18 protein-coding genes and 1 pseudogene are annotated in these 22,064 nt (G+C 70.6%); 6 read left to right on the top strand and 13 right to left on the bottom strand.

What is annotated here, in order from left to right; all coding sequences use genetic code 11:
- Positions 1-567 (top strand): annotated as a pseudogene (locus IFT89_RS11145) (aldehyde dehydrogenase family protein); the annotation flags it as partial.
- Between the two features lie 492 nt (positions 568-1,059).
- Here the strand turns inward: IFT89_RS11145 and IFT89_RS11140 are convergent.
- From IFT89_RS11140 to IFT89_RS11115, 6 genes are all read right to left on the bottom strand, one after another.
- On the bottom strand, positions 1,060-2,334 hold the full coding sequence (locus IFT89_RS11140; protein WP_202938962.1) for an acetylesterase: 1,275 nt from the start codon (positions 2,332-2,334) through the stop codon (positions 1,060-1,062).
- Between the two features lie 215 nt (positions 2,335-2,549).
- Positions 2,550-3,911 carry a Gfo/Idh/MocA family protein gene (locus IFT89_RS11135; RefSeq protein WP_202938961.1) on the bottom strand — a complete coding sequence of 454 codons (1,362 nt, stop codon included), beginning with the start codon at positions 3,909-3,911 and terminating at the stop codon, positions 2,550-2,552.
- Positions 3,908-4,918, bottom strand: coding sequence for a PmoA family protein (locus tag IFT89_RS11130; RefSeq protein WP_137243867.1), 1,011 nt, complete (start codon positions 4,916-4,918; stop codon positions 3,908-3,910). The genes IFT89_RS11135 and IFT89_RS11130 overlap by 4 nt, the downstream gene beginning before the upstream one ends.
- Before the next feature lie 94 nt (positions 4,919-5,012).
- Positions 5,013-6,326, bottom strand: a complete 1,314-nt coding sequence (locus IFT89_RS11125; protein ID WP_124767322.1) for an ABC transporter substrate-binding protein — start codon at positions 6,324-6,326, stop codon at positions 5,013-5,015.
- A gap of 117 nt (positions 6,327-6,443) precedes the next feature.
- Entirely contained in the window at positions 6,444-7,370 is a 927-nt protein-coding gene (locus IFT89_RS11120) for a carbohydrate ABC transporter permease (protein WP_079706749.1), read from the bottom strand.
- Positions 7,363-8,319 (bottom strand): carbohydrate ABC transporter permease, encoded by a 957-nt coding sequence (locus tag IFT89_RS11115; protein ID WP_079706748.1) that lies wholly within the window; start codon positions 8,317-8,319, stop codon positions 7,363-7,365. The genes IFT89_RS11120 and IFT89_RS11115 overlap by 8 nt, the downstream gene beginning before the upstream one ends.
- A gap of 358 nt (positions 8,320-8,677) precedes the next feature.
- Between IFT89_RS11115 and IFT89_RS11110 the strand changes: the two genes are divergently transcribed.
- Genes IFT89_RS11110 through IFT89_RS11095 form a run of 4 tightly spaced genes read left to right on the top strand, consistent with a single transcriptional unit; the run spans position 8,678 to position 13,096 of the window.
- Positions 8,678-9,847 carry a Gfo/Idh/MocA family protein gene (locus IFT89_RS11110; protein WP_138947197.1) on the top strand — a complete coding sequence of 390 codons (1,170 nt, stop codon included), beginning with the start codon at positions 8,678-8,680 and terminating at the stop codon, positions 9,845-9,847.
- Positions 9,844-11,031 carry a dihydrodipicolinate synthase family protein gene (locus tag IFT89_RS11105; RefSeq protein ID WP_202938960.1) on the top strand — a complete coding sequence of 396 codons (1,188 nt, stop codon included), beginning with the start codon at positions 9,844-9,846 and terminating at the stop codon, positions 11,029-11,031. The genes IFT89_RS11110 and IFT89_RS11105 overlap by 4 nt, the downstream gene beginning before the upstream one ends.
- Positions 11,028-11,987 carry a sugar phosphate isomerase/epimerase family protein gene (locus IFT89_RS11100; protein ID WP_202938959.1) on the top strand — a complete coding sequence of 320 codons (960 nt, stop codon included), beginning with the start codon at positions 11,028-11,030 and terminating at the stop codon, positions 11,985-11,987. The genes IFT89_RS11105 and IFT89_RS11100 overlap by 4 nt, the downstream gene beginning before the upstream one ends.
- Positions 11,988-12,046: 59 nt before the next feature.
- Positions 12,047-13,096, top strand: coding sequence for a LacI family DNA-binding transcriptional regulator (locus IFT89_RS11095; protein WP_085512707.1), 1,050 nt, complete (start codon positions 12,047-12,049; stop codon positions 13,094-13,096).
- Between the two features lie 130 nt (positions 13,097-13,226).
- Here IFT89_RS11095 and IFT89_RS11090 read toward each other — a convergent pair whose 3' ends face one another.
- The 6 genes from IFT89_RS11090 to IFT89_RS11065 form a co-directional block, all read right to left on the bottom strand.
- Positions 13,227-14,114, bottom strand: a complete 888-nt coding sequence (locus tag IFT89_RS11090) for a DarT ssDNA thymidine ADP-ribosyltransferase family protein (RefSeq protein WP_085512710.1) — start codon at positions 14,112-14,114, stop codon at positions 13,227-13,229.
- A gap of 116 nt (positions 14,115-14,230) precedes the next feature.
- Positions 14,231-14,797 (bottom strand): DUF1648 domain-containing protein, encoded by a 567-nt coding sequence (locus IFT89_RS11085; protein ID WP_202938958.1) that lies wholly within the window; start codon positions 14,795-14,797, stop codon positions 14,231-14,233.
- A 182-nt stretch (positions 14,798-14,979) separates the two neighbouring features.
- Positions 14,980-16,485: an MFS transporter gene (locus tag IFT89_RS11080; protein WP_202938957.1), complete on the bottom strand. Its 1,506-nt coding sequence runs from the start codon at positions 16,483-16,485 to the stop codon at positions 14,980-14,982.
- A 161-nt stretch (positions 16,486-16,646) separates the two neighbouring features.
- Entirely contained in the window at positions 16,647-17,825 is a 1,179-nt protein-coding gene (locus IFT89_RS11075; RefSeq protein ID WP_071258797.1) for a cystathionine gamma-synthase, read from the bottom strand.
- A 133-nt stretch (positions 17,826-17,958) separates the two neighbouring features.
- A complete protein-coding gene (locus IFT89_RS11070; protein WP_064295706.1) occupies positions 17,959-19,323 on the bottom strand; it encodes a cystathionine beta-synthase in 1,365 nt (454 codons plus the stop codon).
- Positions 19,324-19,518: 195 nt separating this feature from the next.
- The gene (locus IFT89_RS11065) at positions 19,519-19,824 is read right to left on the bottom strand and encodes a hypothetical protein (protein WP_202938956.1); all 306 of its coding nucleotides are present in this window, start codon (positions 19,822-19,824) and stop codon (positions 19,519-19,521) included.
- A 174-nt stretch (positions 19,825-19,998) separates the two neighbouring features.
- On the opposite strand from IFT89_RS11065, the gene IFT89_RS11060 reads away from it, so the two are divergent.
- The gene (locus IFT89_RS11060; RefSeq protein WP_079706739.1) at positions 19,999-20,676 is read left to right on the top strand and encodes a metal-dependent transcriptional regulator; all 678 of its coding nucleotides are present in this window, start codon (positions 19,999-20,001) and stop codon (positions 20,674-20,676) included.
- A gap of 51 nt (positions 20,677-20,727) precedes the next feature.
- Here IFT89_RS11060 and IFT89_RS11055 read toward each other — a convergent pair whose 3' ends face one another.
- Complete coding sequence (locus IFT89_RS11055; RefSeq protein WP_137243876.1) at positions 20,728-21,981, bottom strand: Nramp family divalent metal transporter; 1,254 nt, start codon at positions 21,979-21,981, stop codon at positions 20,728-20,730.
- Positions 21,982-22,064: the final 83 nt, after the last annotated feature.

Raw genomic sequence — 22,064 nt, 5'->3', positions numbered from 1 at the left:
GCCGAGGCGTATGCCGCGGGCACCGCTCGCGCCGCCGGCCATCCCGGGGTGCGGACGCTCCTCGGCGGCGAGACGGCGGCTGCGGATTCCGGCGTTCCGACCGTCCTCGCGACCACCGCCGCGACGGTGCTCGACGCGCCCGACGTCCTGCTCGAGGAGATCTTCGGGCCGGCGACGCTCGTCATCGAGGTCGCCGACGATGCCGAGCTGCACGCGGTCCTGGCCGAGGTCGGTGGCGCGCTCACGGCGACCGTGCACGCGGCGCCCGGTGAGGACGTCACCGGTCTCGTGTCACGGCTCGAGCCGATCGCCGGCCGGGTGCTCTTCGGTGGCTGGCCGACGGGTGTCGCGGTCGGCTGGGCGCAGCACCACGGCGGACCGTGGCCGGCGACGACCTCGCTCCACACCTCGGTGGGTGCGTCGGCGGTGCGCCGCTTCCAACGTCCGATCGTCTACCAGGACGCACCCGAGCGTGTGCTCCCCGAGGCTCTGCACGAGGCGAACCCGCTCCGTCTCCCCCGCCGCGTCGACGGCGTCCTCGAGCTCCCCGACGCAGCCCGCGCCTGACCGCCGTCCGGTCCGTCCCCAACTCAGGACTCCTCCGGCGCGCCGCCCCAACCCAACCCCGTCACACCGGACGTCTCCTGAGTTGGGGACACCCCACCGCCCACACCCACCCCTGTTCACAACTCAGGACCCACCCGGCGCGCCACCCACCCCAGCGCCCGCCCCGGGCCTGACACACGGCAACCGTCCTGAACTGCGAACACCGCGACCACCGTCCCCAACTCAGGACTCCCCCGGCGCGCCGCTCCAGCCCGGGTACGACACACCAAACGTCTCCTGAGTTGGGGACACTCCACCGCCCACGTTCACAACTCAGGACGCACCCGGCGCGCCACCCACCCCAGCCACGTTCCAGACCCCAACACACCGCAACCATCCTGAATTGCGAACACCGTGACCGCCGTCCCCAACTCAGGACTTCCCCGGCGTGCCGCCCCAGCCCAGCCCCGACACACCGGACATCTCCTGAGTTGGGGACGGCACCAGGGCGAGTCAGGCGAGGGCGGCGGCGAGCCAAGCGCGCAGCCCGGCCTGCATCGGTGCCGACCAACTGTGCGGTTCGTCGTGGAAGGTGCCCGTGTAGGCCGAGTGCTCGGCGCCGACCCGGTACCGCTCCGTGAGGATCGCGTGCGCTTCACGCATGCCCGCCGGCTCGAAGAGCTCGTCGCGCTCGGCGTACTGGACGAGCAGCGGCAAGCGGGGGCGCAGGGATGCGAGCTCCGGCCAGTCACCGACCCGCGACAGCCCCGGTGAGAGGAACGACCACGAGTGCTGATCGGCGTGCCCGTCGAGCACACCGTCGAACGTCGACATCATCGCGACCACGCCGGCAGCACGGATCCGGTCGTCCATGGCTGCGAGCAGAACGGCCCGGGCACCGCCACCGGAGAGACCGAAGCACGCGACGGCTCCGGAACGGACCCCGGGCGCGGCCGCCAGCTGGTCGAGCGCGATGAGGTCGTCGCGGAGGACGAGACCGGCGAGCGAGGTGCCCAGGACGCCCAGCTCCTTCGCGAGCTGCGGCTCGTTGGCCGCCGCGAGGAGCTCGGACCGCTGCCCGGGCGACACCGCTGTAGCCTCCTCCCCGCGCTGCACCGACGCGGCCCGACGACCGGCGAGCTGCAGGTCGACGGTCCGATGGAAGCGTTCGGCGACGGCCTCGTCCGGGATCCGACGGGAGCCCCACCCGAACGCATCGTGGACGAGCACGGCGAACCCGTCGCGCGCGAGGTCGGACGCGACGGCGCGGCCTCCGTAGTAGCGGTCGCGGAACGCCTGCAACTCCTCGCGCGTGACGGCCGAGGTGGCAGGGACACCATCGGGTCCGTCCGCGAGTTTCTCCCGCCCGACGCGCGTGAACCCACCGTGGTCATGCAGGGCCAGCGCACCCGGGAGCACGCCGGTCTCGCCGGCCGGCCGCAGGAGCCACGCCGACGTCGGCGCGCCGAACCCGGTCGACCAGCGGAGTTCGACCCCGTCGACGCCGTCGCGGGTCCAGCTGCCGAGCTCCTCGGGCGGCTCGGGCTGCGCCGGTCGGGGGAGGACACCGAGGACCTCGGCGAGGCGCGTGCGCGTCCTGCCGAGCGACCGGTCTGCGTTACTGACGCCCCGGATCGACTCGCGGAAGCGAGCGGCGAGCGCCCGCAGATCGGGGTCGCGCGCAGGTGGAGGTGTGACCGGTCGGGACCGCACCTCGACGGGCTCGGTGACCGGGACCTGGTCCACGACCGGGACGTGGCCGGCGACCGATACGGGACCGTCCCGCAAGGCAGCCTCCGGGGCCGGGACCGACCCTGTCCGGGACCGCACCTCGACAGGCTCGGTGACCGGAACAAGCTCGGCGACGGGAACAGTCTCGGTGACCGGAACAGTCTCACCGGCCGGGACAGACTCGGTGATCTGGGCGGGCTCGGTCACCGGCTCAGTGGCCGGGGTCGACCGGACGTCCGAGTCAGCGCCGGCGCCGGCCTCCGAGCCGCGGCTCACGGCGCGATCGTCGCGACCGGACGCCCGGTCAGCAGCGACTCGTTCCCGGCGATGCCGACCGAGATCGCCCGGACGCCGTCGTCGTAGCCGGCGGGCCGTCCCAGTTCGTCCTCGGTGACGCGGTCGAAGAGGTGCCGCAGCAGGAACGCGTCGCCGCCGCCGTGTCCGCCGACGCCCTCGGGGATCTCGATCTCGCGGGCCTCCTCCCAGTGGCGTTGCAGCACGAGGCGTTCCCCGCGCGAGCGCACCGGCGCGACGGACGCGGCGCCGTCCGCGGTCTCGCCGTCGCCGCTCAGGCTCGGGTCGAGGACGACGCGCCCGTCGGCCCCCACGAGCACGGCGGCGCGCTCCACGACCTCGAGCTCGACCCTGCCCTCCGTCCCATTGATGGCGACGCGGTACCCCTCCCACGGCGCGTGGGCGTTCAGGGAGTAGCTGAGCGAGGCGCCGCCGTCGTAGTCGACGAGGACGGACAGGTTGTCCTCGATGTCGATCCCGGGCGAGAAGACGTCGCGGTCGCGCAGGTACCCGTCGTGCTGCTCGGCCCGCAGGTAGAGCGACTCGAGCCGCGGGTCGTCACGCAGGTCGAGGGCGAACGGGTCGGTCGAGCGACCACGAGCCGCCGCCTCGGCGTCGTCCGGCATCGATCCACGCCCCGGACGCGCCGCGAGCCCACGCTCGGCCGCGTTGGCGTCACCGTAGAAGCGGAGGCCTCCGGTGGCGTAGACGGAGGCCGGCCGAGCCCCGATCCACCAGTTGACGAGGTCGAAGTGGTGCGACGCCTTGTGGATGAGGAGCCCGCCGGAGTGCTCCTTCTCGCGGTGCCAGCGACGGAAGTAGTCGGCGCCGTGCACGGTGTCGAGCACCCACTCGAAGTGCACGCTCGTCACCCGGCCGATCCCACCGTCCTGCACGATGCGGCGCAGCTCCGAGTTGCGCGGGCTGTAGCGGTAGTTGAAGGTCGTCACGACGTTCCGGCCGCTCTCGGCGACGGCCGCCGCGATGCGCTCGACGCCCTCACGGTCGATGGTGAGCGGCTTCTCGACGACGACGTCGGCGCCTGCGAGAAGCGCGCGCGAGACGATCTCGGCGTGTGTGAAGTCCGGGGTCGTCACGATCACCCGGTCGACGCGTTGCTCGGCGATGAGCCGCTCGACGTCGTCCGGGCCGTATCGAGCCGGCAGCGGGACACCCTGCTCGGCGAGGACCGCCTCGTAGTGGTCGAGCCGGCCGGGGTTGCTGTCGCTCCAGGCGACGAGCTCGGCGACGTCGGCGTGCGGGCCGACGATGGCGTCGAGGTACATCTGCGAGCGGTGTCCGGTGCCGATGAGGGCGTAGCGTTCGCGGGTCGTGGTCATGCGTGTGGGTCCTTCCGGGTCGGTGCGGCGGGCGTGGTGATGGGCGCGCTGTCGTGGTGGTCGGCACGGCCCGAACGCGACCGTTCGAGCGCGTCTCGACCGGATGCGGCGAGCGCAGCGGCCCGGCCATCCCCGGCTGGACCGTCGGCGACGACGACGGCGTAGCGGAACGCGAGGGTCTCGTCGGCGCCGAACGGCAGCTCCTCGCTGAAGAACGGGGCCGGACAGAGACCGGCGAACTCCTCGGTGCGCGCGAACCATTGCGGCGGGTGCGCCGGGTTCCGCACGTCGTCGACGATGACGATGCTCGACGCCGCGGCCGTTCCGTCGTGGAGGCCGGTGAACCCCATCCACGCGTGGCGGGTGCCGCGGAGTTCCTCGCCGCCGCTCCCGTCAGGGGTGTGGACGGTGCCTCCGGTGAAGGATCGTGGGCCGCGCCAGAAGAGCCCGCCGTAGCCGGCGTTCTCCCGCCCCTTCGTCGTGGGCGACCCGATGGACAGGTCCCGGCCGGAGACGTTGCGCATCCGGGTCTCGAAGGTCAGCGTCCAGTCGCCGGCGGCCGGTCGCACCGTGAGCGCTCGCTCCTCGTCGACGACGTGCCGACCGTCCTCCGTGATCCAGGCGAGCGTGTGCGCGAACCGCACCTCGCCCGGGTCGGCACGGACGTCCGTGACCGCGACGTGCTCGGAGCGGCCGTTGTTCGCGAGTTGTTCGTAGGCGGTCCCGGTGAAGGTCGGGCCGCCCCAGAAGTTGTCGTCGCCGACGTGAGGGAGGGCCCACGCGATACCGGTGTGCCAGACGTGGTCGTGCGGTCTGGCCAGGGTGACGAGTGCTCCGCCGGCGGTCCGCACCGGGTGGAGATACGGCTTCGGTGACTCGCGCTGGACCGTGTCCGGACGGTAGGTGTACCGCAGGATGTCGGTCCCATCGAGGTGGACGGTGATGGCCGAACCGATCTCGTGCGTCAGCGCGAGACCGGTCGGACGGGGGCGGTGTTCGGTCGTCACGGGATCCCCTCGGATGAAGCGGTGATGGAGCTGCCGGTCGACCGGCTCGGGGAACGGACGTCGTTCACCGAGCCGGTCGAGGGGCTGTGGCGGGTCAGCCGGCTGCGACCGCGGCCTTGAGGTCCTTGATGAACCCTTCGGCGGCCTGGTCGGGCGTGTTCTTCCCGAAGAGGACCTGCTCGGTGTACTGCTTCACGAGCGCCTCGATCGCACTGCCACCGGCGGGCGTGACGGTCGGCGGCTCACCGATGTCGTCGGCGAGCCCGTCGAGGAACTCGACGACCGCCTGGTCGGTCTCCGCCAGCTTCGGCGTGATGTACTCGCGGATCTTCGTGTTGGCCGGGACGCCGCGCTCGGTGAGGAGCGAGTCGGCCGCGGTCTCGCTGTTGGCGAGGAAGTCGATGAACAGCGCCGCCTCGGCAGGGTGCTCGGTCCGGGCGGACGCCGACCAGTACATCGACGGCTTGTAGTACGCGGAACCATCGGCGCCGCCGTCCACCGTCGGCACCCGCAGGAGCTCGAGCGGCGAACCGCTCGCCTCGGTCAGGGCCGTCAGCTGGCTGTTCCACCAGGGGGCGAACGCAGCCGAGTTGGTCGCGGTGAAGGACTCGGCGAGCCCACCGGCCTGCTTCTCGATGATCGCGGAGGGCGACGGCGTCGCTCCCGCGTTCACGAGGTCGAGGAGGTAGGTCCACCAGGAGGACAGGGTCTCCGGCTTGATGGACACCTCGCCCTTGTCGTTGTACAGCTCGTCGCCGTGCTGACGGGCCCAGTTGTTGAGGCCGCCGTCCTCGAAGCCGAAGGGCTGGAAGCCGTAGATCGATCCGCCGCCGGCTGCCGAGACCTGCTCGCTCAGCTCGGTGAAGTCGTCCCACGTCCAGGTCTCGTCGTCGGGCATCTCGATGCCGGCCGAGGCGAGGAGGTCGGGGTTCACGACGAAGGAGTAGCTCGTGATGCCCGAGGGGACGCCGTAGAGCGAGTCGTTGACCGTGCCGGACGTCAGCGTCTCCTTGGGGAAGTCGCCGAGGTCGAGCTGGTCGGTGACCGTGTTGAGGTCGAGGAGCGCGCCCCGGTCGCCGTAGGTGGCGATGTACTTCTCGTCCATCTGGATGATGTCGGGGGTGTCGTTCGCCGCCGTCTCGGTGGCGAGCTTGTCCCAGTAGCCGGCCCAGTCCGTGAACTGCGGCTCGATGGTGATGTTCGGATACTCCTTCTCGAAGGCCGCGATGACCTCCTGGGTGGCCGCCGTGCGGGCGTCGTTGCCCCACCAGGTGAAGCGGAGGGTGACGGGCTCGTCGGACAGTTCGGTGGCGGCGTCGCCCCCGGCGCTGCAGCCGGCGAGGAGGAGGGCTGCGACGGCTCCCGTCGCGATGAAGCCGGCGGCTCTGCCGTGCTTGCTGATGCTCATGCTGTTCCCTTTCGAATCGATCGATCCGGATCCGGAGCTGCTGGATCCGGTGGTGCTGGGTCTGGTGCTGGTGGTCTGGTGCGGGTGCTGCGGTGGTGCTGGTCGGTGGGTCGGGCCTCACTTGCCGCCGGTCGTCGCGATGCCCTTCAACAGGAACCGCTGACCGAACAGGAAGACGAGGAAGATCGGCAGGAGCGAGACGACACTCATGGCGAACATCGGCCCCCATGAGGTGGAGGATTGCGCGTCCATGAACGCCCGCAGGGCGAGCGGCACCGTGTACATCTCCGGTTTCGTCAGGTACAGGAGCTGACTGAAGAAGTCGTTCCAGGTCCAGATGAAGGTGAAGATGGCGGTCGTCGCGAGCGCCGGCACCATGAGCGGCAGGATGATGACCCCGAAGATGCGGGCGTGACCGCAACCGTCGATGCGTGCCGCCTCGTCGAGTTCCTTCGGGATGCCGCGGATGAACTGCACCATGAGGAAGACGAAGAACGCGTCGGTCGCGAGGATCTTCGGCAGGATCAGCGGCAGGTACGTGTTCACGAAGCCGAGCTGGGAGAACATGATGTACTGCGGCACGATGATGACGTGGATCGGCAGCATGAGCGTCATGAGCATCGCCGCGAACCACCAGCGCTTGCCGCTGAACTTCAGCCGGGCGAAGGCGTAGGCGGCCATCGAGCAGGACACGAGGTTGCCGACGATGCACCCGAGGACGATGAGCACGGAGTTCAGCAGGAACACGTGGAACGGCTCGGAAAGGGTGTTCCAGCCCTCGCTGTAGTTGCTCACCTCGAAGCTGTCGAGGACGATGCCGGGGTTCCGGAAGATCTCCTCCGTCGGGCGGAGCGAGGAGACGACGAGCCAGATCACCGGGTAGAGCATGATGAAGCCGACGAGGATGAGGCCGATGTGCTTCAGGACCGACTTCCAGGGCGACCAGCCACGAGCGCGGCGGTACTGGCGTTCGGCCTCCTTGGCCTCGCGACTGCGGTTCTTGCTGTCCGTCGTGATGGACCGTGTGGTCAGCGTGTCAGTCATCGTAGTTCACCCAGTATTTCGAGGCCCAGAAGTTGATCGCGGTGAAGACTCCGATGATGAGGAGCAGGAACCAGGCCATGGCCGAGGCGTAGCCCATGTCGAAGTTCGAGAAGCCGCGGTTGTAGAGGTACAGCGTGTAGAACAGCGTCGAGTCGGCCGGGCCGCCCGTTCCGCCCGACACGATGAAGGCCTGCGTGAAGGCCTGGAACGCGTGGATGATCTGCAGCACGAGGTTGAAGAAGATGATCGGGGTGAGCAGCGGCAGGGTGATCTTGGTGAAGCGCTGCCACTTCGTCGCGCCGTCCATCTGCGCCGCCTCGTGGTACATGACGGGGATCTGGCGGAGACCGGCGAGGAAGATCACCATCGGTGCGCCGAAGGTCCACACGTTGAGCGTGATGAGGGTCGAGAGGGCGGTCGACGGGTCGGCGATCCAGCTGCGGCCCTCGATCCCGAAGATCGCGATGAACTGGTTCACGAGGCCTTCGCCGCCGAACACCTGCTTCCACAGCACCGCGATGGCGACGGAGGAGCCGAGGAGCGACGGCAGGTAGTACACGGACCGGTAGATCGCGAGGCCGCGGAGACCGCGGTCGAGCAGGGCGGCCAGCGCCAGGGCCGCGGCGAGTTGGAGCGGCACCGACACGAAGACGTATACGAAGGTGACGCCGAGCGAGTTGTGGAGCCGCTCGTCGCCCATCATGCGGATGAAGTTGTCGAGGCCGATGAACTTGGGCGCCTGCAGCAGGTTGTACTTCGTGAAGGACAGCGCGAGCGAGGCGACCATCGGGCCGACGGTGATGACGGCGAGTCCGATGAGCCACGGGAGGAGGAACAGGTAGGCGGCCTTGTTGTCGCGGCGGTTGTCCTTCTTGATGAAGGCCTTCTCGGCCGCCGTCTGCGGGCGTTTGCCGGCGCTGAGCTTGCGGAGCTCGCCGAGCGCGCTCACCGAACACCCCTCGCGAGTGTCGTCCTGGGCGCTCCTGGAGTTGCACGGACCACGTCGGACCTCCTTGTCGATCGTCGTTGATGACTTCCCGGAAAGCGTTTCCCGGCTGAGCTGCATCAAGTTCTATCACGGCCCCGTCGGACGATGCAACGATTCAATCCGCATCCGTGTCCGATCCGTGATCACCTGCGACCGAATCGGTTCGAACGCTTGCCTTGACCGCGCGCGCCGTTCTACAGTGACCCGGTAAACGCTTTCCGGATGGCCCGCGGCCGCCGGGACCGGAACACGAACCAGAGGAAGAGCCACCGTGTCAGAGCAGACCATCGGGATCATCGTCAACGGCGCCACCGGGCGCATGGGCTACCGGCAGCACCTCGTGCGCTCGCTGCTGGCCATCCAGGAGCAGGGCGGCGTGCAGCTGTCCGACGGCACCCGCCGCCAGATCGAGTTGATCCTCGTCGGCCGCAACCAGGTGACCCTCGACGAGCTCGCCGCTCGGCACGGCATCGAGCACACCTCGACCGACCTCGACGCGGTCCTCGCCGACCCTCGCTGGGACATCTACGCTGACTTCCTCGTCACCAAGGCCCGCGCCACTGCGCTGCGCAAGGCGATTGCCGCCGGCAAGACCATCTACACGGAGAAGCCGACGGCGGAGTCCTTCGAGGAGGCGCTGGAGCTCGCACGACTCGCCGCCGAGGCCGGTGTGAAGAACGGCGTCGTGCACGACAAGCTCTACCTGCCGGGGCTGCGCAAGCTCAAGCGCCTGATCGACTCGGGCTTCTTCGGTCGGATCCTGTCCGTCCGTGGCGAGTTCGGCTACTGGGTGTTCGAGGGTGACTGGCAGCCGGCGCAGCGCCCGAGCTGGAACTACCGCGCCGAGGACGGCGGCGGCATCGTCGTCGACATGTTCCCGCACTGGAGCTACGTGCTCGAGAACCTCTTCGGTCGGGTCGAGTCCGTGTACGCGAAGGCGACGACGCACATCCCGGAGCGCTTCGACGAGCGGGGCGAGGCCTACGCGGCCACCGCCGACGACGCCGCCTACGGGGTCTTCGAGCTCGAGGGCGGCGTGATCGCCCAGCTCAACTCGAGCTGGACGGTCCGCGTCGACCGCGATGAGCTCGTGCAGTTCCAGGTCGACGGCACGCATGGCTCCGCCGTCGCCGGTCTCTTCGGTTGCAAGGTGCAGCCGCGGAACGTCACTCCGAAGCCGGTGTGGAACCCCGACCTCGCCGACGACCACGACTACGCGGGCGACTGGCAGGACGTGCCGACGAACGACGTGTTCGAGAACGGCTTCAAGACGCAGTGGGAGGAGTTCCTCCGCCACGTCGTCGAGGACGGCCCCTACGAGTACGACCTCCTCGCCGGCGCGCGCGGCGTCCTGCTCGCGGAGCTCGGCCTCGAGAGCTCGCGCACCGGCCGCCGCCTCGACCTGCCCGAGGTGACGCTCGGAAGCACGGGCGACACCGCCGGCGCGGACGAGGAGCTGGCGTCGCTCGAGGCATCGGTCGCACGATGACGTCCATCCCGCTGCTCTCGACCGACGGCACGGTCACCGCGCTGGAGCTCCGCGAGCCCGTCGTGGCCGAGCGCCCGACTACTCCCCTGACGAGCCGCACCGCCTACGCCGCGGCACACGTCGTCCCGACGGCCTGGGGCGACAACGTGCCGGGCGCGCCCGCCGAGCTCGACTGGGACGCGACGCTCGCCTACCGCCACCACGTGTGGTCGTACGGCCTCGGCGTCGCGGACGCGATGGACACCGCCCAGCGGAACATGGGGCTCGACACCGCCGCCACGCGCGAGCTGATCACCCGGAGCGCCGCGGAGGCCGCCTCCGTCGGCGGCGCGCTCGTCGTCGGCGTCAACACCGACCATCTCGCCGACGAGACCGTCTCGCTCGACGCGGTCGCCGACGCCTACCTCGAACAACTCGCGTTCGCCGAGGACGCGGGCGCCGGGACCGTGCTCATGGCCAGCCGACACCTGGCGAGGGCGGCGCAGTCCGCCGACGACTACCGTCGCGTCTACGACCGGGTCCTGTCGGCCGCGCAGTCGCCGGTGGTCCTGCACTGGCTCGGCACGGCGTTCGACCCGAGCCTCGAGGGGTACTTCGGCTCCAGCGACGTCGCCGAGGCCTCGGACACCCTGCTGCGCATCATGACCGACCACGTCGACCAGGTCGCCGGGGTCAAGATGAGCCTCCTCGACGCCGACGCGGAGATCGCCGTCCGACGTCGCCTCCCGGCCGGCACGACGATGTTCACCGGGGACGACTTCAACTACGTCGACCTCATCGCCGGCGACGCGGTCGGACACTCCGACGCCCTGCTCGGAGCGTTCACCGCGATCGCTCCGGCCGCGTCCGCCGCGATCCAAGCGCTCGACGCCGGCGACCCGGCCGCCTACGAGCGGATCCTCCGACCGACCGAGGCCCTGTCGCGGCAGATCTTCGCCGCACCGACCTACTACTACAAGACGGGCATCGCCTTCCTCAGTTGGTTGAACGGCCACCAGCCGGCGTTCTCGATGGTCGGCGGCTTGCACGCGGCCCGGAGCCTGCCGCACCTGTCGGAGATCGTGCGCCTGGCCGACGCGGCCGGCGCGCTCGAACATCCGGAGCTCGCCGCCGAGCGCTGGACGGGCCTGCTGCGCACGGCCGGCGTCGTCGGCGCGCTGACCACTGCGGGAGGAGCCCGATGAGCGCCACCGCCCTTCGACAGGCTCAGGGACTGGCGGGACAGGCTCAGGGACCGGCGGGACAAGGCCAGGGACCGGCGAGCGGTAGCACCACGCCGCATCCGCGACTCTCGGTCAACCAGGCCACGATCAAGTACGCCACCCTCCCGGAGGCGGTCGCGGCCGTCACCGCGGCCGGCGTCACGAGCTTCGGCGCCTGGCGCGAGCCCGTGCAGGAGTACGGCATCGCCGCCTCGGCGAGCCTCCTCACGGACAGCGGTCTGCGCGTCTCGAGCCTGTGCCGTGGTGGCTTCTTCACCATGCCCGAGGGTCCGACTCGCCGGACGTCGATCGACGACAACCGGACCGCGATCGACGAGGCCGCCGCCCTGGGCGCCCCGGCCCTCGTCCTCGTGGTCGGCGGCCTCCCGGCCGAGTCCCGTGACCTCCTCGGCGCTCGCGAACTCGTCCGCGACGCGATCGGTGAGCTCACCGACCACGCGCTCGAGTCCGGCGTGCAGCTCGCCATCGAGCCGCTGCATCCGATGTACGCCTCGGACCGCGCGGTCGTCTCGACGCTCGGTCAGGCCCTCGACATCGCGGAGCAGTTCGCTCCGGAGGCCGTCGGGGTGGTCGTCGACACCTTCCACATCTGGTGGGACCCGCAGGTGCTCGAGCAGATCGCCCGCGCGGGTGCGACCGGTCGGATCTCCAGCTACCAGGCGTGCGACTGGGCGACGCCGCTCGCCGCTGACGTCCTCCTCTCCCGGCACTATCCGGGCGACGGCGTCGTCGACTTCGGCTCGCTCACCCGTGCCGTCGAGGCTGCGGGATACACGGGCGACATCGAGGTCGAGCTCTTCAACCAGGACATCTGGGACAGCCCGTTCCAGCAGGTGGTCGATCGCACCGTCGACGCGTTCCAGGCGACGGTCGTCCCGCACCTCGACCACGACGACGACGCGATCCACCACCCCTGATCGCCGCGGCCGCCCTGTGGCAGAGTGTGTCTCAGCAGCCGCCAGTACGAAGGAGCGCCATGTCGGTCGACGAGCACCGGGCGACGCCGGTCCCACCGACGCTGCACGACGTCGCCCGTGAGGCGGGGGTCTCCCTCGCCACCGCGTCGCGCGCGCTCAACGGGAGCACCCGGACGGTCAACGAGACGTTCCGTCGGCGGGTCCTCGACGCCGCGCTCCGGCTGAACTACACGCCGAACCTGTCGGCCCAGGCGGTCGCGAAGGGCCTGTCGTCGACCATCTCGCTCCTCGTCAGCGACATCGCCGACCCCTACTTCTCGTCCATCGCAGCCGGGGCCATCCGCGCGGCCGACGAGCAGCGCATCGCCACGACCATGGCCGTCACGCACCGCGACCACGAGCGTGAACTCGAACTCGTGCGGGTGCTCCGCGGGCAGCGGCCACGTGCCATCATCCTGACGGGCAGTCGCTGGGACGGGGTCGCGTCGGAGCACCGGCTGTCGGATGAGCTCGCGGCCTACGAGTCGACAGGCGGGCGCGTGGTCCTCGTCTCGCAGCGGACGCTCCCGTTCGCCACGGTGCAGCTCGGCAACGCGACCGGTGCCCGCGAGCTGGCCCGGGAACTCGTCGGTGCCGGGTACCGTCGCTTCGCCGTCATCGCCGGCGACGACCGCCTGCTCACCTCCCGCGAGCGCGTGAGCGGGTTCGCGGAGGGTTTGGCCGAGCACGGCATCGCGATCCATCCGTCGAGGATCGTCCGGGCCGAGTTCACCCGCGACGGCGGGCGCCAGGGTGCCGCCGAGCTCCTGCAGCTGGGACTCGACGACGTCGACCTGGTCTTCGCCGTCAACGACGTGATGGCGATCGGGGCGATGTCGGCGTTCCGCGCGGCCGGACTCCGCCTTCCCGAGGACCTCGCGGTCGCCGGCTACGACGACATCGCGACCTCCCGCGACGTCACCCCGGCGCTCACCACGGTCGCCGTGCCGCTCGAGGCGGTCGGTGAGCACGCGGTGCGACTTGCCCTCGACCCGGCGACGGACAGCACGACGACCGAGCCCGTCGGCGCGACGGTCCTCCTCCGCGAGAGCACGCCGCCGCGCGCCTGACCCGTCCGGTCCCGGCCTGTCCTGTCCTGTTCGCAATTCAGGAACGCCACGGCGAGCCGCCCGCAACCGGTGTGGAGGTGAGGTCGGCTCGCCGGAGGCGTCCTGAATTGTGAACGCGGTGACGCTTCGCCTACTCGGCGACGTGCTCCTGGAACCAGGGGGTGTAGGCGGCGACCTTGGTGCGGTGGCCGGCGCCGGCGACGAGTCGCTTGACGTGCTCGCGGACGTTGACCGTCGCGACACCGATCACGGTGACGCGGTCGAACGGCACGGCGTCGGCGACGAGCACCTCGGCGCGTCGGAGGGCCGCGGGATCTTCGTCGGTCGCGAAGCGCTGCACCATGCGGTCGGCGGTCATCGCGTTCGCGCCGATGCTCGTGAGCACATGGGAGGCGTCACCGTCGGCGACCACGACCCGCGCGCGGGAGGGCCGGCCGGTGTCGGCGTCGAACTCGCCCGGGTGCACGGCTGCGCCGTCGATCGTGGTGACGAGCACGACGTAGTCGTTGACCGACGACGCGAACGCCTCGGCGGACAGACGGACGTCGTGCTCACCCGCGCGGATGCCCGCCCAGAGGTCGGCGTCCGGGGTCAGGAAGAACGGGACGAAGTCGGCGGGCGTGAGGTCGTCGGTGCCGGCGAGGACCATCGTGCGACGCGCTTCGCGGTGGCTCGCGGCGGCGATGTCGACGACCGGCCCGTCAGGGAGCGCCGGTGACGCCACCGGCAGGATGCTGCCGGTCTCGAGGATGCGCTCGAGGTTGCGGATGTGGGTGACGTGGTACAGCCGCTGCTCGCCGACGCGCACGACGGGCAGGGCGGCCGCCGCCTTCGTCACCGTCTTCGTGGTGGCCGCGGTCCGCACGCGGGTCGGCGCCGGCTCGCGGAGCGAGGGAGCGACCGTCGACCGACGGACCTTGGGAGCGGGCGGTTCAGCGACCGGCACCTCGCGGGGCGGCGGCGGGAAGCAGGTCGCGCAGAGGCCGTTGTCGAAACCGTGTTTGCATTCGTCGCTCAAGAGAGTCCTTCTGCAGTCCGGCTCCGAGACACGAGGAGCGGGTCACTGGGGGGACGAGCCGAGACGTACGCATCAAGGGTACGCGGCTTCGGCACCCCTCGTGGACGCGGGCGCCATCACACGAGCCCGCGTTGCGCCCGGAACACCCGGACGCACGAGACGGCGAGCGAGCCGAAGAACGCCGCCATCAGCACCGGGAGCAGCCAGGGTGCCATCCACGCGGGCACACCGAGCCAGGTGGTGAGTGCGACGACGGCGATGAGGGCGGCGGTCGCGATCGTCAGATTCCCCAGCAGTCGCCCGGTGGCGTCCAGCGTGGCAGCCGTCACCTCCGGACGGGGCGACAGTTGCGTTGACCACGTCGATGCAGCGGCCGGTGGGTGGGTGTCACCATCCGATCGGGTCGTTCCGGCGAGCGGCAGGCAGGCGGCGACGATCCAGAAGATCGCCATGACCGCGGCGCCGATGATGACCGGGAGCAGGAACCCGCCGAGACTCTTGTCCGCCCAGGCGTCCGGCTGGAGTGCGGCGTCGAAGTGCACCGGCATCGGATCAGGAGCAGACGGATACACCACCAGGCCGACGACCAGCGTCGCCGCGACGATGACGAGGGCGACGAGATGCGGCCACACCGGAGGACGGCGAGCGGGGTGCTCCGCGCGAGCGGTCGTCGGGTCCTGCATCGCTCTCCTCATCAGCGCGAGCGCAACGGACGACGCTCGTCGTGGGCACACGGAATATCTGCATCAACGGTACCCGCTGCACCCGTCCTCCAGATCCGCGACGCCGCCTGGGCACTGCAGCGATGCGTGGGCGACGCTACCCCCCACGCACCGCAGCACTACCCAGGCGACGGCGTCTCGGCTCACCCGGTCGAGCCTGGCTCCGCTGGTCGGCTCACCCGACGCGCGACGACGACCGCCGCGACACCGGCGACCAGCGCGATCGCGAAGCACCCGGCGAACGCGATTCCGCCGGGAGCGATCCAGCCCACTCCGGCGAATGCCCCGGAGCCGTCGAGCGCCGTGAACGCCAGCCCGGTCGCCGCGAGCGCGAGGGCACCGCCGATCGCGTCGCCGATGGACATCGCCGCACTGTTGAACCCCTGCGAGCGCTCGTCGGAGTAGGCGAGCGTCATGACGCTGAGTCGCGGGAACATGAGGCCCATGCCGCCACCGCTCACCACCCAGGCGACGATCGGCACCGCCGGTGGCAGGCCGACGAGGGCTGCGGACAGGGCGATCGCGACGGCGACCGTGACGAGCGACGACCCGATCTGCACGGCGTTCGCATTCGACAGTCGGTCCCCGAGGCGCCCCTGCAACCAGGACGACAGCGACCACGCGATCGCACCACCGGTGAGCGCGAGTCCGGCGAGCGCCGGCGTGAGCCCGTGCTCGCGGGTCAGCAGGTACGGCACGTACACCTCGGCGCCGAAGAACGCGGCGGAGGTCAGTCCGCGCACCAGGATGACCGTCGGGAGCCCGCGGCGTGCGGTGAGCGTGCCGAGCGGGATGAGTGGTCGGAGGGCGAGGATCGCGACCACGGCACCGACGACCGGGAGCGCCCAGGCGGTCCATCCCGAGAACTCCGTCGAGAGGTTGACCGCGAGGACCGCCGCCGCGACGAGCACCGCCCAGCCGAGTCGACGCAGCTCCGCGCCCGTCCGCGCGACGGGGGCTGCCTCGCCGCCATCCTTCGCCGACTCCTGCTCGGCGGCCTGCCGCTCGGCGCGCTCGGTTGCGGAGGCCCGCAGCATCCGGAGGGCCGGCAGGAGGAGGAGCGTCGCGACGACCACGAGGCCGACGACCCCGAGGAAGACCCAGTGCCAGCTGAACCGCTCGGCGACCACCCCGGCGAGGAACGGCCCGATCAGGGAGGGGACGACCCAGGCGGCCGCGAACCCGGCGAAGATCCGCGGGTGCAGGGCCGGTGGGTAGATGCGGGCGACGAGGACGTACAGGGCGACGGTCATCGCTCCCGAACCGAGGCTCTGGACGAGGCGTCCGGCGACGACGGCCCACATCGTGGTCGCGGTTCCGGCCAGGAGGAGACCGACGAGGAACAGGACGACGGAGGCGAGCAGCGGCTGGACTGGACCGATCCGGTCGGCGACCGAGCCCGCGGCGACCATGCCGATGACACTGACGGCGAGCGGGCCGGCGAAGGCGAGCGCGTAGAGCTGCTCTCCGCCGAGCTCGCCACTCACGAGCGGCATGATCGTCGTGACGGCGAGGGACTCGAAGGCGCCGAGGAACACGAGCGCGCACGCACCGATGGTGACGAGGACGAACCGGCGGCTGAAGATCCCGCGGTCGCGGGGCGTCGGGTCGGCTCCGGTCGCGGGCTCGGGGGTCGTCGCTGTGGTCACGATTCCGAGCCTAGAACCTCAACGTGACTTGAGGTCAAGCGCTGACGAACCCCGACCCGTTCACCATTCAGGACGTGCCCGGCGCGCCGTCGCCGATCGACGGGTTCGGGCGCAGGGCGCGCCGCAGCCTTCCTGAATTGCGAACGAGCCGGGACCGCCCGCTAGTGCTTGGCGCTCGCCTTCAGGACCTTCGCGAGCGCGCGGTCGAGGTCGGCGATGAGGTCGGCGACGTCCTCGATGCCGACCGACAGCCGGACGACGTTCTCGGGGACCGCCAGCTCCGTGCCCTTCACCGAGGCGTGCGTCATCTGCGCCGGCAGGCCGATGAGCGACTCGACGCCGCCGAGCGACTCGGCGAGCGCGAAGAGTTTCGTCTTCTCGACGAGGCGCGTGGCTGCAGCCGGGCCACCGACGAGCGCGAGCGACAGCATGCCGCCGAACCCGGACATCTGGCGGGCGGCGAGCTCGTGACCGGGGTGGCTCTCGAGGCCCGGGTAGTAGACGCGCTCGACGGCGGCGTGGCCGTCGAGGAACTCCGCGATCGCCTGCGCGTTCGCGCTGTGCTGGCGCATGCGCACCGCGAGGGTCTTGATGCCGCGGGTCGTGAGCCACGCGTCGAGCGGGGCCGAGACCGCGCCGGCGGCGAACTGCACGAAGCCGAGCTGCTCGGCGAGCTCGTCGTCGTTCATGATGATGGCGCCACCGAGGACGTCGGAGTGACCGCCGAGGTACTTGGTCGTCGAGTGCACGACGATGTCGGCCCCGAGCGAGAGCGGCTGCTGCAGCGCCGGCGAGGCGAAGGTGTTGTCCACGACGGAGAGCACCTCGTGGCGGTGCGCGAGGGCCGCGAGTGCCGCGATGTCGCTGATCTTCATGAGCGGGTTGCTCGGCGTCTCGACCCACAGCAGCTTCGTGCGGCCCGGGATGATCGCCGCTTCGACGGCCGCGAGGTCGCCGAGGTCCACGACCGTGTGCTCGATGCCCCAGGCGCCGTGCACCCGGTTGATCAGCCGGTAAGTACCGCCGTAGACGTCGTTGCCGATGACGATGTGGTCGCCGGGGCGGAGGGCCGTGCGGATGAGCGCGTCCTCGGCGGCGAGGCCGGAGGCGAAGGAGAAGCCGTGCTTCGCACCCTCGAGCGCGGCGAGCTGCGTCTCGAGCGCCGTGCGGGTCGGGTTGGCGGAGCGGCTGTACTCGTAGCCGCCGCGGAGCCCGCCGACGCCGTCCTGGACGAAGGTCGAGGTCTGGTAGATCGGCGGGATGATCGCCCCGGTGGTGGGGTCGAACTCCTGTCCGGCGTGGATGCTGCGGGTGGCGAAGCCGTGGTCGTGCTTGCTCATGGGTGACTCTTTCGGTTCAGGATTCGGGGAGGTGTCGGGGTGGGCGACCGGTCGGACTGGCCCGGTCACCGGGGTCGGGCGTGGTCGGGACATCGCCCGGACTCCGCCCACACGACCTGCATGCCGCCCACGCTCAACCCGCCAGGTAGGTGAGGAGGTCGTGCCGCGTGATGACGCCGATCGGCTTGCCACCGTCGGTGACGAGGAACGCCGGGGCGGAACCGAGTGCCGCGCGCGCCGCCGGGATGGACTCACCGAGACCGATGAGCGGCAGCGGGTCGCCGACGAACGCGCTCGCGGCGTCGTTCATCTTGGCCGCGCCGCTGAAGACGGCGTCCATGAGGCTGGCCTCGTCGATCGCACCGACGACCTCGCCCATCACCACGGGCGGCTCGGCGCTCAGCACCGGGAGCTGCGAGACGCCGTACTCGGTCATGATGTCGACGACGTCGCGGACGGTGTCGCTCGGGTGCACGTGCACGAGGTCCGGCATCTCCGAGCCCTTGCCACGGAGGATGTCGCCCACCGTGCGGTCGTCGGCGACCTCGCTGAAGCCGTAGGACTGCAGCCAGGAGTCGTTGAAGATCTTGCCGAGGTAGCCGCGCCCGCCGTCGGGCAGGAGGACGACGACCACGGCCGACGCCGGGAGGTCGCGCGCCGCGACGAGAGCGGCCTGGACCGCCATGCCGCTGGAGCCGCCCACGAGCAGTCCCTCCTCACGGGCGAGGCGACGCGTCATCGCGAACGACTCGGCGTCGGTGACGGCGATGATCTCGTCGGGGATGGAGGGGTCGTACGCGGTCGGCCAGAAGTCCTCGCCGACACCCTCGACGAGGTACGGGCGACCGGTGCCGCCCGAGTAGACCGAGCCCTCCGGGTCTGCGCCGATGATGCGCACGCCGCCCTCGGAGACCTCCTTGAGGTACTTGCCCGTCCCGGAGATGGTGCCTCCGGTGCCGACGCCCGCGACGAAGTGGGTGATCTCGCCCTCGGTGTCGCGCCAGATCTCGGGACCGGTCGACTCGTAGTGGCTGCGCGGCCCGTTCGGGTTCGCGTACTGGTTGGGCTTGAACGCGCCCGGGATCTCGGCGGTGAGGCGGTCGGACACGCTGTAGTACGAGTCGGGGCTGTCGGGAGCGACAGAGGTGGGCGTGACGACGATCTCCGCACCGTAGGCGGTGAGCACGTTCCGCTTGTCCTCGCCGACCTTGTCGGGCAGGACGAACACGCAGCGGTACCCGCGCTGCTGGGCGACGAGGGCGAGGCCGACGCCGGTGTTGCCGGAGGTGGGCTCGACGATCGTGCCGCCCGGCTTGAGGTCGCCCGACGCCTCGGCGGCGTCGATGATGCGCGTCGCGATGCGGTCCTTCGAGGAGCCGCCCGGGTTGAGGTACTCGACCTTGACGAGCACGGTGGCCGCGATGCCCTCGGTGACCCGGTTGAGCTTGACGAGGGGCGTGTTCCCGATGAGATCGAGGACGGAGTCTGCGTAGTTCATGTCTGCAATCTGTTCCTGTGGTGCGTCACCGCACGACTCTCGCGTGCGTCACCGGATGGCTGGGGCGGCTGAGGCGGCATCCCGGGCAGGGACGGCTCAGCGGGGACAGCAGGAACACGACAGGCGGAGACGCATGCTGACCACCCTACCCGGCGAGTGCAGAGAACGCAGCCGGATGACGGGGCCGATCCGACGTCAGTGGATCGCGACGAGTCGCTGCCGCGGACCGAGTGCCGAGACAGCCGAGGACACCAGCCGGACGGCGAGGGTCAGCACCATGAGGACACCGATGACCGCGAGCACGACCGCGGCGAGCAGCAGCACCGCGACGAGCGCCGGGAGCCGGCGCAACGCGAGCTCGACCGGGCGACGACGGGGTGTCCCGTCCGCCCCGGGTGCGTCCAGGTGGCCTTCGCCCGCCATGGCCGCGGCGACGAGTTCGAGCGTGGCACTCGCGCCGGATCCGAGCCGTGCGGTCGAGGTGCGCAGCGCCTGGGACATCGCGTGGCCCTTCTCGTCGGATGGATCGGTGTTCGCGGGTGCGAGGACTCGACCGTAGCAGTCGGGTGCCCTGTTCGGGGGTGCCGGTGCCCATTCTGCCAGGCGGGCGTGAACACCCGGTGGCCTGCCGACGGACGCATGATGGACGCGCACCGCGCTCCCTAGACTGGAGGCATGACCGTCTCCGGCCTCTCCGCCGTCTCCCAGGACTACCTCAAGACGATCTGGACGACCTCCGAGTGGGCCGACGAGTCGGCCACCGTCAAGCTGCTCGCGGATCGCATGGGTGTCCGTCCCGCGACCGCCTCCGACGCCGTGAAGCGACTCGCGGCCCAGGGACTCGTCGTGCACGAGCCCTACGGCAGCATCGAGCTCACCCCCGCCGGGCAGGCGCACGCGGTCGCGATGGTCCGGCGACACCGGCTCATCGAGACCTTCCTCGTCGAGATGCTCGGCTACGGCTGGGACGAGGTCCACGACGAGGCGGAGATCCTCGAGCACGCGGCGAGCGACACGATGATCGAGCGCATCGACGCCGCCCTCGGCCACCCGATCCGCGATCCGCACGGCGACCCGATCCCCTCTGCCGACGGCACCCCGCACCGCCCGGACGCGGTCCGGTTGAACGAGGCGCCGTCGGACAGCCCGCTGACGGTGTGCCGCATCTCGGACGCCGACCCGGAGACCCTCCGCCATCTGAGCACCCTCGGCATCGTCCTCGACACCGAACTCAGCGTGGACGACCACCGGGCGTTCGCGGGCGAACTGGAACTCCGGCTCACCGCCACCGGCACCCGCCTCACGCTCGGTCGCCTCGCCGCCGACGCCGTCTGGGTGACGGTCGTCGCCTGATCGCCGGCATCTCCGTTCGCCGATGTTCCGGCGAGCGAACCGCCGGGCTGATCACCCGAAGAACGTCAGCACGATGAGCGCGACGTTCAGCGTGACGATGAGCGCGACCACGATCCAGGCGAACACGCGGGTGGCGAGCTGGTCGACGTGGACACCCATGATCCGCCGGTCGCCCGTGTAGCGCACGAGCGGGATGAGCGCGAAGGGGATGCCGAGGCTGAGGAACACCTGGCTGAGCACGAGCGCGGTGGTCGGGTCGATGCCCGCAGCCAAAATGACGAGCGCCGGGATCAGGGTGATCACGCGTCGGGCGAGCAACGGGATGCGCACCTTGAGGAGCCCGCCCATGATCGCCGCTCCCGCGTAGGCGCCCACCGAGGTCGAGGCGAGCCCCGATGCGAGCAGGCCGATGGCGAAGATCACGCCGATGACCGGCCCGAGCGCAGCGGTGATCGCCGCGTGCGCGCCCTCGATCGAGTCCGTCCCCTCAACGCCGCCGAGCGACGCGGCCGCGAGCAGCAGCATCGCGATGTTCACCGCTCCGGCGAGGACGAGTGCCGCCGCGACGTCCCAGCGGGTCGCCACGATGAGCCGACGGATGGCACCGTCGCTCGTCTGGACGCCGTGCCGGTCCCGACTCAGCGAGGAGTGGAGGTAGATCGCGTGCGGCATGACCGTCGCGCCGAGCATGCTCGCGGCGAGCAGGACCGTCGCCGTGCCCTCGAACCGCGGCACCAGGCCACCGGCCGCGGCACCCCAGTCGACGGGACTGACGAACAGACCGGCGAGGAAGCCGACGGCGATGACGGCGAGGAGCGTCAGGATCGCGAACTCGAAATGCCGCTGGCCGTACCAGTTCTGCACGGCGAGGAGCACGATCGAGAAGACCCCGACGATGACGCCGCCGAGCACGAGCGGGATCCCGAACAGCAGGTACAGCGCCACGGCGCCGCCGATCACTTCGGCGAGGTCGGTCGCGGCGGCGACGAGCTCCGCCTGCACCCAGTAGAGCCGACGCGGCCCGGTGCGCAGTCGCGAGCCGAGCAGCTCGGGCAGGCTCTGCCCGGTGACGAGGCCGAGCTTGGCGGAGAGGTACTGGACGAGCACGGCCATCGCGTTCGCGGCGACGAGCACCCAGACGAGCAGGTAGCCGTACTGGGCTCCCGCCGTGAGGTTGGCCGCGACGTTCCCGGGATCGACGTAGGCGATCGCCGCCACGAAGGCGGGCCCGAGGAGGAACAGGAGTCGGGGTCCGCGGGGCGCGCGGGTCGTCGGAGCGGCGAGGTCACTGGTCACGTCGGCCATGTTAGCAAGACCAAGCTACATTTGTTAGACCAGGCTAACTCTTGGATTCACCGGCTGTCTGCTTGGATGAGCCTGAGAATCGA

It is taken from the genome of Plantibacter sp. CFBP 13570, assembly GCF_014841395.1.
GTDB lineage: Bacteria > Actinomycetota > Actinomycetes > Actinomycetales > Microbacteriaceae > Plantibacter > Plantibacter auratus.
Note: the sequence above shows the minus strand (reverse complement) of the source record. Positions and strands in the feature narration are given on the sequence as shown.